Here is a 12691-nt window from a genome sequence, read left to right as displayed (position 1 = left end):
GCCCTGGGGGGGGGCGGGCGGGCTGACCGGGGGTGGGGAATTTGAGCCCCTGCGGCGATTGAGCAGCGGGGTCCGGGGCGGAGCCCCGTGGCGTGAGGCGCGCTCCGCGGGGGAGCCCCGTGGCGTGAGGCGCGCCCCGGCGGGGTGTCAGTCGTCGTCGGACGAGCGGTCCGGCGTCACGGAGGCCGAGGTGAAGGACACGTGCCAGTCGGCCTGCGTCCCGTCCGCCGACGTCGTCTCGACCTCCCACACCTTCACCGCCCCGTCGTCATCCGCGTCCACCGACGTGACCGTCCCCTTCGAGGCCGCGGCCCGCGCCGCGTCCTCCGCCGACGTCGACGCCCCCTTCAGCATCGCCCCGACCCGCGCCGCGCTGTCGTCGTCGTCCCCGTCGTCGTCCCGCTCCGTGTGGGAGCCGAGCACCTTGCCCGTACCGGGGTCGACCTCGACGTGCTGCCACTTGTTCCCGGAGCCGATCACGTCGACGTCCCAGACCAGCCGCCCGTCGTCGGAGTCGAGGTCCGCACCCACGGCCGTGCCGGACGTGTGCTTCAGCGCGGCGGCGATCGCGTCCTCGGCGGAGACCTTCGCGCCCTTCGCCTCGTTCGCGTCCTCCTGCTTGTCGCTCACACCGTCGTCGTCCTTCACCTTCACCGACGACTTCGACGCCACCGACTTCGGCGAACCCTCGTCGTCGGCGACCGCGACCGCGGTGGCCGTGCCCGCGCCGAGCACGGCGACGACGGCGATGGCGGAGATGACAGTGGTACGGCGCTTCATGAGCTTCTCCCGTGACTGAGGTGTCCGGCGGGCGGCGCCTTCCGGCCGCCCTGTCCGTCCTTCGGGAAACACACTGCCCGGACGACCCTGAAGCCCCGCTGAAGAACCCTGAAGCCTTCTTCAGGTTCGACCTGCGACCCTTGCCCACATGCGCCCGCCCGTCACCCACCACCGCCCTGCTCGAGACGCTGCGCGTCGCCCCTCCCGACTCTTGATCGTCGAGGACGAAAAGCGACTCGCCCTGTCGCTCGCCAAGGGCCTCACCGCCGAGGGCTACGCCGTCGACGTGGTCCACGACGGACTGGAGGGCCTGCACGCCGCGAGCGAGTCGCCGTACGACCTGGTCGTCCTCGACATCATGCTGCCCGGCATGAACGGCTACCGGGTCTGCGGAGCCCTGCGCGCCGCGGGCAACGACGTGCCGATCCTGATGCTGACCGCGAAGGACGGCGAGTACGACGAGGCCGAGGGGCTCGACACCGGCGCCGACGACTACCTCACCAAGCCGTTCTCGTACGTCGTCCTCGTCGCCCGGGTGAAGGCGCTGCTGCGGCGCCGCGGCAGCAGCCGGAGCGCCAACCCGGTGCACACCGTCGGCCCGTACGCCGTCGACACCGCGGCCCGCCGCGTCACCCACGCCGAGAACGGTGAAGTCCCGCTCACAGCGAAGGAGTTCGCGGTCCTTGAGCAGCTCGTGACCCGGGCCGGCGAGGTCGTGTCGAAGGGCGAGATCCTCGACCACGTCTGGGACTTCGCCTACGAGGGCGACCCGAACATCGTCGAGGTGTACGTCAGCGCCCTGCGCCGCAAGCTCGACGCCTCCCTGATCCGCACGGTGCGCGGCGCCGGATACCGCCTGGAGGCCCCCCGATGAGGCGCCCCTTCGGCTCCGTACGGGCCCGCGCCGCGCTCGCCGCGACCCTCGTCGTCGCGGTCGCCCTCGTCGCGGCGGGCGCCACCGTGCTGCTGTCGCTGCGCGGCAACCTCACCGAGCAGGCGGGCGGCGCCGCCGACTCCACCGCCCGCCGCGTCGCCGGCCTCCTGGCCACCGGCACCGCGCCCGGCGACCTCGACCTGGACGACGAGGACCCGGTGCAGGTCGTCGACGACGACGGCAGGGTGGTGGCCGTCTCCGAGGACCTGGAGAAGGTCTCCGGCACCGGCGTGCGCGACGTGACGCCCGCCGCGGCGCGCCCCGAGGACGACGGGGACGAGGACGGAAGCGACGACAAGCGGGACGCCAGCGTCTCCGACCAGACCGACTACACGGACGGCAGCGCCACCATCGACGGCGACAGCGCCGACTACCGGTTCGCCGCGGTCGAGGTCGAGGACACCGCGTACGGGGATCTGACCGTGTACGCGGGCGGCTCGCTGGACGCCGAACAGAGCGCGGTGAACACGGCGTTGACGTCGATGCTGATCGGCTTCCCGGTGCTGCTCGTCGTGGTCGGCGGTGTCACCTGGCTGGTGACCCGGCGCGCGCTGCGGCCCGTGGAGGGCATCCGCGCCGAGATGGCCGCGATCACGGCGTCGCAGGACCTGGGCCGGCGGGTGCCGGAACCGGACACCCACGACGAGGTGGCCCGGCTCGCGGGCACCACGAACGAGACGCTCGCCGCCCTGGAGGCCTCGGTGGAGCGCCAGCGCCGTTTCGTCGCCGACGCCTCGCACGAGCTGCGCAGCCCGATCGCCTCGCTGCGCACCCAGCTCGAAGTGGGCGCCGCGCACCCGGAGTTGCTCGATGTCGACGGCGCCGTGGAGGACACGGTGCGGTTGCAGGAGCTGGCGGCCGACCTGCTGCTGCTGGCCCGCCTCGACGCGGGCGAGAAGCCGGGCGGCGGCGAGGTCGACCTCGCCGCGCTGGTGCGCGAGGAGGTGTCGCAGCGTGTGGGCGACCGCGTCCCCGTGCACGTGGAGGCCGCGGAGGTGCCCCAGGTCAGCGGCTCGCGCGGTCAGTTGGCGCGGGTGCTCGGCAACCTGGTGGACAACGCGCAGCGGCACGCTCGCGCCGCGGTGCGCGTCACCGTGCGCGCCGACGCGGAGCGGGTCGTGCTCGGCGTCGCCGACGACGGCGCCGGGGTTCCGCGGGGCGAGCGGGAGCGGATCTTCGAGCGGTTCGTACGGCTCGACGACGCCCGCTCCCGGGACGGCGGCGGGGCCGGACTCGGCCTCGCCATCGCCCGCGACGTGGCGGCCCGGCACGGCGGCACGCTGACGGTGCGCACCGCGCCGGAGGGCGGCGCGCTGTTCGAGCTCGCGCTGCCCGCCGACCGGTTCGTGCCGCCCGCCGCCTAATAGCTCACGGTTTGCCGCGTTGCGATCGCAGGTGTTCGGCGATGGGGGAGAGGGCCTGGCGCAGATGGCCCAGCTCCTCCGGTGAGACGAGGTCCACGAAGTGGCTGCGGACGGACGCCACATGGTGCGGGGCGACCTTCCGCATGGTCTCCATGCCGTGATCGGTGAGCACGGTGTACAGGCCCCGGCGATCCGACTCGCAGTTCTCGCGGCGGACCAGCCCGGCGTTCTCCATGCGGGTGATCTGGTGCGACAGCCGGCTCTTGGACTGAAGGGTCGCGGCGGCGAGGTCGCTCATCCGCATCCGCAGATCCTCGGCCTCGGAGAGGTTCACCAGGATCTCGTAGTCGTTCATCGTCAGGCCGAAGGGCTGGAGATCCTTCTCCAGCTGATAGTTGAGCAGTCTGTTGACCTCCAGGTGGGTGCGCCAGGCGCACTGCTCCTCATCGGTCAGCCACGGCGTGGCCGTCTCGGTCTCCATGAAATCGATTCTACCTAAGAAGTTGAAAGGTGAACGAATGTGGGGGGTGACACACTACGCACTCGCGTTCGACGTCACACTCCGCAGATTACCGCTCACAGCCCGAAGCGGCGCTGGAGGTCCCCGAGCTGTCCGGGAAGGCGCGGTGCCTGTGGCTGACCCGTGGAGGTTCCGTGTCCGCCGGGAACTCCCGCCTGGTGAGGCACGTCACCCACGGCCTGTTCGGGCATCAACGACTCGCTGGACTGGAGCAGTACGGTCCCCGCGCCCACGAACTCGAACTGGTGCTCCTCGCCGGAGACCCCGCCGATGCCCGTCATCGCACGTAGACCGCCGATCACGCCCGTCAGATAACCGTGGTCGTAGTGATGGCAGGGCGACGGACAGTCGGCCCAGCCGACGAGCGCCTGCGGGTCCACCCGGATCGGCGGCTCCATGAACACGACCGGACCATTTGACGCCGCGACGAATTTGCCGGTGCCAATGAGTGTGAGGAAGCCGGGAACGATCGATTGCTTCAGCGAGAGAGTTGGCTGAAAAGCGAGCAGGTTGCCCGCGCGGATCGTCAGGTTTCCGTCATCGAGGTCGTACGAGTTCACGTCGAAGGCCCGGTCCGCGAGCAGCATCTTGCCGCTGCCCTCCGCGACCACCCAGTCGCTCGCGTGCAGCGGCGAGTGGAACGAGGCGCGCACGAGCCGGTCGAGCCGGCCGTGCCCGATGCCGTTGAAGTCGATCCGCCCGTAGTAGGCGATCATCTTCCCCTTCTGCAGGAACCACTGGCTGCCGCTCAGCTCCACGCAGAAGGTGTACGCGTTGACGTTGTCGTCGACCGGCAGCGTCGCCGGGTCGTGCACGATCGGGCCGGTCACAGCTTCTCCTCCGATGCCTGGACGTACACTGCACCGCTGCCGCTCAGCTCCAGCTGGAACGCCTCGCCGCTGCCGCGCCCCACCATGTCCCGCCAGCCCAGGGCCGTGGACAGCTTGTTGCGCACGTCGCCGTGGTGCGCCACGTACGCCTGCGGGTCGACGTGCACCGACCGCCCCGGCGTGATCGGCAGCTCGATGACCCCGCCGTGCGCCATCACGGCCACCGATCCGTGCCCCTGAAGCGTCGTCGTGAACAGGCCCTGCCCGGTCACCTGGCCGCGCACCATGCCCATCACCCCGCCCTGCGAGCCCATGAACATGGTCCCCTGCCGCAGCGCCCCGTCGAAGGCGAGCAGCCGGTCCGCCTCCACGTACAGGGTGTCGCCGGAGAGCGTGATCACCTGCACGTGGTGCCCGCCGTGCCCGAACAGCACGGTGCCGCTGCCCTCGACCGTCATCAGCGGTGTCGCCTCGTTCGCGACCCGCCGCCCGATCATGGACATCAACCCGCCCTGCCCGCCCTGGGTGTTGGGGGTGAAGGAGACGTCTCCCTGGTAGGCGAGCATCGCGCCGCGCTGGCTGTAGAGCCGCTGGCCGGGCACCACGGTCGCCTCGACCATCCTCGAATTGATCTCCCGGAACCCCGGTGCGGCCGCCGTCGTCATCACACGTCCCCCGCGATCGTGTTGCGCTCACTGGGCTGCACGTAGACCAGCCCGTCGCCCTCGAAAAGGATCTGGAAGGCCTCGCCGCCGCCCTCGCCCAGGAATGTGCGGAAGCTCACCCCGGACTGGAACGACTGGTGCAGGTTGCCCTGGTGCGCGATGTACGCGCCGGGGTCCACGGTCAGCGGGTAGTCCCGGCTGACCCGGAGCACCACGGCCGGGCCCTCGCTCATGATCGCCGCCTGCCCGTGCCCCTCGACGGTCGTCGTGAACAGGCCGTTGCCCTGGGAGGCCCCGCGTACGCCGGTGAAGGAGGTGCCGGTGCGCAGCCCGGCGTCCGTGCACAGCAGATTGCTCGACTCGACGTACAGCTTGTCGCCGTTCAGCCCCACCAGGTTGATCTCGCTCGCCCGGTCCGCGAACCAGCAGGTGCCCTCGCCCTTCACCTCCATCACGGTCATCTGTTCGCCGGTGATGCGGCGGGTCACCATGCCCCGGATCCCCTCGCCGCCCCCGCTCAGCTTCTTGAACGCCATCCGGCCGTCGTAGGCGACCATCGAGCCGTTCTTCGCCTTCACGCTGTCGCCGGTCATGTCGACGGCCAGCACTTTGCTGCCCTGCAGTCGGAACGTAGCCACGGGGTCGAAGGTAGCCGCCCACGGGAGCCCGCCGACAGGCCCCCACCGGCGCGATGCCACAATGGGGAAACGCTTGTGCGCACATTCACAAGATCATCGACCGTCCGCCCGCTCAGCCGAAGGTGCACCCGTGGACCTCAAGACCGCCTCCGCCCTCCGACGACTCCGCCTGGTCTCCGCCCCGGAGGCCGTCTCCTTCCTCCTGTTGCTGATCTGCTCGGTCCTCAAGCGGACGACGGACTTCAACGCGGTGCCCGTGATGGGCGCGGTCCACGGCTTCCTCTTCGTGCTGTACGTGATCTTCTGGCTCGACGCCTGGAACCGCGCGAAGTGGAGCTTCGGCACCGCCGCGCTCTACTTCGTCCTCTCGGTCCTGCCCACCGGCGGCTTCTTCGCCGAGCGCCGGCTCAAGCGTGAGGCCGAGGCGGCGGTCATGGCCACCCGCGCCCGCCAGGAAGGCGTGGTCAACGCATGATCGTCGCCTTCTCCGTGACCCCGCTCGGCGTCGGTGAGGACGTCGGCAGCTACGTCGCCGACGCCGTCCGCGTGGTCCGCGAATCCGGCCTCCCGAACCGGACCGACGCGATGTTCACGTCCGTCGAGGGCGAGTGGGACGAGGTGATGGCGGTGATCAAGCGCGCCGTCGCCGTGGTGGAGGAGCGGGCGCCGCGGGTGTCCGTCGTCATGAAGGCGGACATCCGCCCGGGTGTGACGGACGGTCTGACGTCGAAGGTCGACACGGTGGAGCGCCACCTGTCCGAGTAGCCGGTCACGCCGCAGCGGCCCGATGCCCCCGTGGGGTGTCGGGCCGCTCGTGCGTACGGCCTCACTCGTACGCCCTCTCCTGGTCGACACGCCCGGGAAAGTCCCTTTTTGTGGGGGTACCGAAACGGTCGATCACCAGATCCTGGAGGGCACGTGCGGCCTGACGAGGGCTATGACTACGACACCTACAGCAGGCTCGCCGGCCCGCTCACCGAGCCGTCGGAGGACGGCGGCTACCGGGTGCAGTACACCTCGCTCCTCTCGAACGAGCCGCACCGAATACGGGCCGTCCTGCTCATGACGCTCGCGCCCCTGCTCACCGGGGCACTCCTCGTGTACCTGGTGTGGCCCAGCCACTGGGTCGAACGGGAGGGCGGCGACCGCTGGATGGTCTCGCTCGACATCGTGATGCTGCTCGCGATCGGGTTCATCGAGCTGTTCATGCTCGTCAACGTCGTCTCCATCGCCCACGCCACGCTCGTCGCCCGGGACCCGGTCCCCGTCCGTCCCGAACCCGGCACCCGCGTCGCGTTCCTCACCACGTACGTCCCCGGCAAGGAACCCCTGTCGATGGTGCGCGCCACCCTGGAGGGGGCCGTGCGCCTCACCCACGACGGGCCGCTCGACGTATGGCTCCTGGACGAGGGCGACGACGCCGCGGCCAAGGCCCTGTGCGCCGAACTCGGCGTCCGGCACTTCACCCGCAGCGGCATCCCCGAGTGGAACCAGGCCAAGGGCCCCCACAAGGCCCGTACCAAGCACGGCAACTACAACGCCTGGCTCGCCGCGCACGGCGACGGCTACGACTTCTTCGCCTCCGTCGACACCGACCACGTGCCGCACCCGGAGTTCCTGGAGCGGATGCTCGGCTACTTCCGCGACCCGGACGTCGCCTTCGTCGTCGGCCCCCAGGTCTACGGCAACTACGACTCCCCGGTCACCAAGGCCGCCGAGTCCCAGCAGTTCCTCTTCCACGCGCTCATCCAGCGCGCCGGGAACCGCTACCGGGCCCCCATGTTCGTCGGCACCAACAACGTCGTACGGATCTCCGCGGTGAAGCAGATCGGCGGCCTCGTCGACTCCATCACCGAGGACATGGCCACCGGCTTCGAGATCCACCGCCACCGCAACCCGGACACCCACGAGCGCTGGCGCTCCGTCTACACGCCCGACGTGCTCGCGGTCGGCGAGGGACCCGCCTCCTGGACGGACTTCTTCACCCAGCAGACCCGCTGGTCGCGCGGCACCTACGAGACGCTGTTCCGCCAGTACTGGAAGGCCCCCGGCTCGATGCCGCCCGGCCGCCTCTTCTCGTACTCGATGATGCTCGTCTACTACCCGATGACGGCCGTCAACTGGCTGCTCGGCGTGTTGAGCTGCGTCCTGTTCCTGTGGTTCGGGGCCAGCGGCACGCAGGTGTCCGCGTCCGTGTGGCTGATGCTCTACAGCGACGCCGCCGCCCTCCAGGTCGGGCTCTACCTGTGGAACCGGCGGCACAACGTCTCCCCGCACGAACCCGAGGGCTCCGGCGGCCTCGCCGGCATGGGCATGTCCGCGATCTCCGCGCCCATCTACCTCAAGTCGCTCGGCGCGGCCCTGCTCGGCCGCCCCAGCCGCTTCGTCGTCACGCCCAAGGGCGGCGACGCCAGCGCCGACCGGCCGCTGACCTTCCGCATCCATCTGATCTGGGCGGGCGTGCTCGCCACCTCGCTCGCGGCGTCCGTCGTCCTCGACCACACCCACGTCGCCATGCGCACCTGGGCCGTCCTCGCCCTGTGCATCGCGCTCGCCCCGCCCGTCGTCTGGTACGCCTCGCAGCGCCGGGCCGCGGCGGCACAGGCGGCGGCCAGGGCCGAGTTCGAGCCGACGATCACCGTGCAGCCGGTCTCCAGCACGTCGACCTCAGGAGGGAACTGACCCATGCCCTACAGACCTTCGCGCCGGATGAAGAAGACCCTCCTCGGAGCGGGCGGCGCCGTCCTCCTCGTCGGCCTGAACGCCCCGGCCGCCTGGACCTTCGCCAGCGAGCAGTACGAGGACTGGAAGATCGCCCAGCCCGGCTACAAGGCCACCTACGGCTCCTGGTCGCAGGTCGACATCCCCGAGGAGTTCCGCACCAACGCCATCCACGCCGCGCTGCTGCACACCGGCAAGGTCCTCATCGTGGCGGGCTCCGGCAACGAGCAGAAGAAGTTCGACGCCGGCTCCTTCGACACCGTCCTGTGGGACCCGAAGGCCAACACCTTCAAGAAGATCCCCACCCCCGCGGACTTCTTCTGCGGCGGCCACGCCCAGCTCCCCGACGGGCGGCTCCTGGTGGCGGGCGGCACCGCCCGCTACGAACTGCTCGACGGCGAGGTCGAGAGGGCCGGCGGCGGCATGCGCGTCAAGAACGAGAGCCCCGACAAGGCGGTGCACCTGAAGAAGGGCACCACGTTCCGCTCCCCGTCCGGCGTCGAGTACGTCTCCAAGTTCGACGTGACGGTGCCCAGGGCCCAGCGCACCTTCGACAAGAAGCGCAACGCGGCCGGCGTCATGCAGCCCTGGAAGACCAAGGTCAAGGCGAGCGAGGCCCGCGTCTTCGTCGAGGCCGCGCGGCCCGGCGAGGAGCACGTCACCGAGGACGACGCTCAGTACGAGATCGAGGGCCTGCGCGGCAAGGACGCCGACAACACGTACGGCCTCTCCGAGAAGATCACCATGGACAAGCAGGACTTCCAGGGGATCAAGGAGGCGTACGAGTTCGATCCCGTCGCCGAGCGGTACGTGCCGGTCGAGCCGATGACGAAGGCCCGCTGGTACCCGACGCTCGTCGGCCTGGAGGACGGCAAGGTGCTCGCGGTGTCCGGGCTCGACGACGTCGGCGTCATCGACCCCGGCGACAACGAGATCTACGACCCCGAGACCAAGAAGTGGTCGATGGGCCCCAAGCGGTACTTCCCGACCTACCCGGCGCTGTTCCTCACCAAGGGCGGCAAGCTCTTCTACCCGGCCTCCAACGCCGGTTACGGGCCCGCCGAGAAGGGGCGCGTCCCCGGGCTGTGGGACCTGAAGACCAACAAGTTCGAGAAGGTCCCCGGACTGACGGACACGGACCAGACGGAGACCTCGTCCTCGCTGCTGCTGCCGCCCGCGCAGGACCAGCGGTTCATGATCCTCGGCGGTGGCGGCGTCGGCGAGTCCAAGAAGTCGACCGCGCGCACGGCCGTGGTGGACCTGAAGAAGGAGAACCCCTCCTTCAAGGACGGGCCGCAACTCCCGCAGGGCACACGCTACTTGAACTCGGTCATCATGCCGGACGACTCCGTCTTCACGACCAACGGCTCCGAGGACTACCGCGGGCGCAGCGCCAGCAACATCCACAAGGCGCAGTTCTACGACCCGCGGGCGAACGCCTTCCAGGAGGCCGCCGCGCCCAAGGTCGGCCGCAACTACCACTCCGAGGCGCTGCTGCTGCCCGACGGCCGGGTCGCCAGCTTCGGCTCCGACCCGCTCTACGACAACCAGCAGAACACCAAGCTGGGCCACTTCGAGCAGCGCATGGAGATCTTCACGCCGCCCGCGCTGCACCGGGGCGGGGACCAGCGGCCCGTGCTGGGCGCGGGCCCGAAGGACGTGCCCGCGAGCGGGAAGGTCACCTTCCGCACGAAGGACGCGGACGGGATCGTGAAGGCGCGGCTCATGCGGCCGTCCGCCGTGACGCACACGACGGACGTGGAGCAGCGCTCGATCGCGCTCGACGTGACGAAGTCCGAGGGGGCGGTGTCGGTGGACGTTCCGAAGGACCGCACGCTGGTCCCTCCGGGGTGGTACATGCTGTTCGTGTCGGACGCGGACGGGGTGTCGTCCGAGGCGAAGTGGGTTCAGGTGAAGTGAGTTCCGCCGGTCCGGGGATGCGCTCTCGGGGCGCCGCCCCGGACCCCGCTCCTCAATCGCCGGAGGGGCTGGACCGGGCCAGGCCCAGCGCGTAGTCCGCCCACCACGTTCCGGCGGCCGGGCCGCCCCGGCAGGTGCCGTCGGACTCACCGGGCCGCTTCACCCACAGGTTCGCGTCGATGAGGGCGTCGCCCGTCTTCGTGGTCGGGGCGGAGCCCAGCGCGCGGCCGGGCGGATTGCACCAGGCGTCGCCCTGGCCGTCCCCGTAGGGCCCCGCGCCGTTGCGGCTCGTGTCGACGACGAAGTGGGCGCCGTCGAGGAGCCCGGAGAGCCGGCGGCCGTAGGCGGCGCTCGCCTTGTCGGTCTGGAAGTTGGAGACGTTGAGGGCGAACCCGTCCGCCTTCTCCACCCCGGCCCGCCGCAGCGGCTCCACCAGTTTGTTCGCGTCGGGGATCCAGGCCGGGTTCCCGGCGTCGACGTACACCTTTGTGTTCGGCTGCCGCTTCAGCCGGTCGATCGCCGCCGACATCAGCGCGTACCGCTCGTCGTCGTACTCGGCCGGAGTGCACCCGTCGACGATGTGCCCGAGCGCGTCCGGTTCGAGGACGACGAGGGCCTTGGCGTCGCCGATCCCGGAGGCGAACGCGTCGATCCACTGGTGGTAGAAGTCCGCGCTGTGCGCCCCGCCCGCCGAGTGCTGCCCGCAGTCGCGGTGCGGAATGTTGTACGCGACCAGCACCAGTGTCTTGTCCGCCTTCGTGGCCTGCGCCGCCGCCTCGGCGATCGGCTGCCGCGGGTAGTCGCCCGGCGCCCACATGGCCTGCGGGTGCGCGGCGATCCGCTCGATCAGCGCGGCGTCGGAGCCGCGGCCCCGGCTCTTCCACTCGGCGACCTGGTCGGCGGCGTCGGAGTCCGGGTCGACCCAGAACGGGGAGGTGTCGGTGACGGAACTCGACGGCGCGCTCTGCCGCGCGGGCTCCGCGGCGGAGTCGCGGCCGCCGCCGGTGCTGCCCGCGCCGCCCCCGCCGCCGTCCGAGCAGCCGACGGTGACGGCGGACAGCAGCAGCGCGGCGGTGGTGACCGCGAGGGTGCGGGCGGGTGTGCGGACGGACGGGACGGGCATCCTGCCCCCAGGCTCGGAGCGTGCGAAACGGTATCGATCGGCTTTATCAGGTCAATACCGGGCAATCGTTACACAGGGTTGTCGATTCCCCGCGCATTAGCGGGCCCGGCCCACTCCGGCCCGTCCCGCCGCGCCCTTCACGCGCCCTGATCGCCCGTCACGAGCGCGCTGCCCAGCGGCGTCCGCTCGTACAGCACCTGATGTCCGTGCCGCCGCGACGTCAGCAGCCCCGCCCCGCGCAGCGCCGACAGATGCGCCGACACCGACGAGGGCGCGCGGCCGAGCCGATGCGCGAGCGCGCTGGTCGACGCCGGTTCGGCGAGCGCGTCCAGGACGTCGGCGCGGCCCCGGCCCAGCAGGTTCGCCAGGGCGTCCGGGGTGCGCGCGGCCGGTGCGGACCACAGTGCGCCGACGCCCCGCGCCGGGTACGCGACGGTGGGCTGCCACGGCGGTTCGAAGCCGCTGACCACGTCGGGCCAGCAGAAGACGCTGGGGAGGAGGACCAGGCCCCGGCCGTCGAGGTCCCGGCGGTGCTCGCTCGCGCGGGCGGTGAGCGTGAGCGTGCCGGGCTCCCAGTCCACCCGCGGATGCAGCTCCTTGAGCAGCCCTTCGAGCCCGACCTCGGCGAGGCGCCGCGAGTGGTGGGCCACGTCCGCCTCCAGGAGCGCGCGCAGCCGCGGCCACTCCGGCTCGACCAGCGCCTGCCAGGCCAGCTCCAGCAGATCCGCCAACTCCCTTACGGCGCGCGCCGGTTCGGCCGCCAGGGCGCGCCCGAGCGGGGACCGCGCGGCGCCCGGTGTGCAGGCCAGCGACTGGGTGATGCCGCGCAGCGCCTCGTCCGGAGCCGTCGCCCGCAGCGCGGCGATCTCCTCGTCGAACGTGGCGGCGGGCCCGATCGGCGGCGGCCCGAGGAAGTCCGGGGTGTGCCCGCGCTGCGGCATCAGCAGCCACACCGGCGCCAGATCGAGCCCCTCGGCGGCGGCGCGGACTCGGCGCAGCCACGGCAGGTGGTACCCGTGCCGGTCCGGCCTCTTGAGCGTGCGGATCGCCTCCTGCGTCTCCCACAGCGGCGAGATCGCGAACCGGCACCGCAACAGGTCCTCCCGCCCGAACCTCAAGTGCAACGGCACCCCGCCACCCCTCCCCGGCCGGAACATTCGCCCCTCGCCGAAACACTACGACCGCCCGCGAACGGA

At 71.1% G+C, this 12691-nt stretch carries 13 protein-coding genes; 6 read left to right on the top strand and 7 right to left on the bottom strand.

All coding sequences use genetic code 11. The features are described 5' to 3' along the window. Positions 1-147: 147 nt before the first annotated feature. A complete protein-coding gene (locus ACYBSK_RS30755; protein ID WP_457480505.1) occupies positions 148-780 on the bottom strand; it encodes a PepSY domain-containing protein in 633 nt (210 codons plus the stop codon). Positions 781-928: 148 nt separating this feature from the next. Between ACYBSK_RS30755 and ACYBSK_RS30750 the strand changes: the two genes are divergently transcribed. Together ACYBSK_RS30750 and ACYBSK_RS30745 are read left to right on the top strand one after the other, a co-directional pair. Then, positions 929-1654, top strand: a complete 726-nt coding sequence (locus ACYBSK_RS30750; RefSeq protein ID WP_460244071.1) for a response regulator transcription factor — start codon at positions 929-931, stop codon at positions 1652-1654. After that, a complete protein-coding gene (locus ACYBSK_RS30745; protein ID WP_460244070.1) occupies positions 1651-3078 on the top strand; it encodes a sensor histidine kinase in 1428 nt (475 codons plus the stop codon). Before ACYBSK_RS30750 ends, ACYBSK_RS30745 begins: the two co-directional genes overlap by 4 nt. A gap of 4 nt (positions 3079-3082) precedes the next feature. On the opposite strand, the gene ACYBSK_RS30740 is transcribed toward ACYBSK_RS30745, so the two are convergent. From ACYBSK_RS30740 to ACYBSK_RS30725, 4 genes are all read right to left on the bottom strand, one after another. Beyond that, positions 3083-3559, bottom strand: a complete 477-nt coding sequence (locus ACYBSK_RS30740; protein ID WP_457480502.1) for a MarR family winged helix-turn-helix transcriptional regulator — start codon at positions 3557-3559, stop codon at positions 3083-3085. A 95-nt stretch (positions 3560-3654) separates the two neighbouring features. After that, positions 3655-4428, bottom strand: a complete 774-nt coding sequence (locus ACYBSK_RS30735; protein ID WP_460244069.1) for an AIM24 family protein — start codon at positions 4426-4428, stop codon at positions 3655-3657. Then, positions 4425-5093 carry an AIM24 family protein gene (locus ACYBSK_RS30730; RefSeq protein WP_457480500.1) on the bottom strand — a complete coding sequence of 223 codons (669 nt, stop codon included), beginning with the start codon at positions 5091-5093 and terminating at the stop codon, positions 4425-4427. Before ACYBSK_RS30730 ends, ACYBSK_RS30735 begins: the two co-directional genes overlap by 4 nt. Next, positions 5093-5731: an AIM24 family protein gene (locus ACYBSK_RS30725; protein ID WP_457480499.1), complete on the bottom strand. Its 639-nt coding sequence runs from the start codon at positions 5729-5731 to the stop codon at positions 5093-5095. Before ACYBSK_RS30725 ends, ACYBSK_RS30730 begins: the two co-directional genes overlap by 1 nt. A gap of 130 nt (positions 5732-5861) precedes the next feature. Here ACYBSK_RS30725 and ACYBSK_RS30720 point away from each other — a divergent pair, with 130 nt between their 5' ends. The 4 genes from ACYBSK_RS30720 to glxA all read left to right on the top strand — a co-directional run bounded on the left by ACYBSK_RS30720 (position 5862) and on the right by glxA (position 10372). Beyond that, complete coding sequence (locus ACYBSK_RS30720) at positions 5862-6206, top strand: DUF3817 domain-containing protein (protein WP_457480498.1); 345 nt, start codon at positions 5862-5864, stop codon at positions 6204-6206. Then, positions 6203-6496, top strand: coding sequence for an MTH1187 family thiamine-binding protein (locus tag ACYBSK_RS30715; RefSeq protein WP_457480497.1), 294 nt, complete (start codon positions 6203-6205; stop codon positions 6494-6496). The genes ACYBSK_RS30720 and ACYBSK_RS30715 overlap by 4 nt, the downstream gene beginning before the upstream one ends. Before the next feature lie 153 nt (positions 6497-6649). Beyond that, complete coding sequence (locus ACYBSK_RS30710) at positions 6650-8413, top strand: glycosyltransferase family 2 protein (protein WP_460244068.1); 1764 nt, start codon at positions 6650-6652, stop codon at positions 8411-8413. Positions 8414-8416: 3 nt separating this feature from the next. After that, positions 8417-10372, top strand: a complete 1956-nt coding sequence (gene glxA, locus ACYBSK_RS30705; protein ID WP_460244067.1) for a radical copper oxidase GlxA — start codon at positions 8417-8419, stop codon at positions 10370-10372. Positions 10373-10424: 52 nt separating this feature from the next. Here the strand turns inward: glxA and ACYBSK_RS30700 are convergent, their stop codons facing one another. Both ACYBSK_RS30700 and ACYBSK_RS30695 read right to left on the bottom strand, forming a co-directional pair. Continuing rightward, positions 10425-11495: a glycoside hydrolase family 6 protein gene (locus ACYBSK_RS30700; protein WP_460244066.1), complete on the bottom strand. Its 1071-nt coding sequence runs from the start codon at positions 11493-11495 to the stop codon at positions 10425-10427. 137 nt (positions 11496-11632) lie between these two features. After that, positions 11633-12625, bottom strand: coding sequence for an ArsR/SmtB family transcription factor (locus ACYBSK_RS30695; RefSeq protein WP_460244065.1), 993 nt, complete (start codon positions 12623-12625; stop codon positions 11633-11635). Positions 12626-12691 lie beyond the last annotated feature (66 nt).

It is taken from the genome of Streptomyces sp. BYX5S (assembly GCF_054724165.1).
This window is presented reverse-complemented; position numbering and strand designations above follow the sequence as displayed.

What these genes read in the sequence shown, in the direction of transcription:
- ACYBSK_RS30755 (WP_457480505.1), bottom strand. Translation starts at nt 780, where the DNA reads ATGAAGCGCCGTACCACTGTCATCTCCGCCATCGCCGTCGTCGCCGTG.
- ACYBSK_RS30750 (WP_460244071.1), top strand. Translation starts at nt 929, where the DNA reads ATGCGCCCGCCCGTCACCCACCACCGCCCTGCTCGAGACGCTGCGCGT.
- ACYBSK_RS30745 (WP_460244070.1), top strand. Translation starts at nt 1,651, where the DNA reads ATGAGGCGCCCCTTCGGCTCCGTACGGGCCCGCGCCGCGCTCGCCGCG.
- ACYBSK_RS30740 (WP_457480502.1), bottom strand. Translation starts at nt 3,559, where the DNA reads ATGGAGACCGAGACGGCCACGCCGTGGCTGACCGATGAGGAGCAGTGC.
- ACYBSK_RS30730 (WP_457480500.1), bottom strand. Translation starts at nt 5,093, where the DNA reads ATGACGACGGCGGCCGCACCGGGGTTCCGGGAGATCAATTCGAGGATG.
- ACYBSK_RS30715 (WP_457480497.1), top strand. Translation starts at nt 6,203, where the DNA reads ATGATCGTCGCCTTCTCCGTGACCCCGCTCGGCGTCGGTGAGGACGTC.
- glxA (WP_460244067.1), top strand. Translation starts at nt 8,417, where the DNA reads ATGCCCTACAGACCTTCGCGCCGGATGAAGAAGACCCTCCTCGGAGCG.
- ACYBSK_RS30700 (WP_460244066.1), bottom strand. Translation starts at nt 11,495, where the DNA reads ATGCCCGTCCCGTCCGTCCGCACACCCGCCCGCACCCTCGCGGTCACC.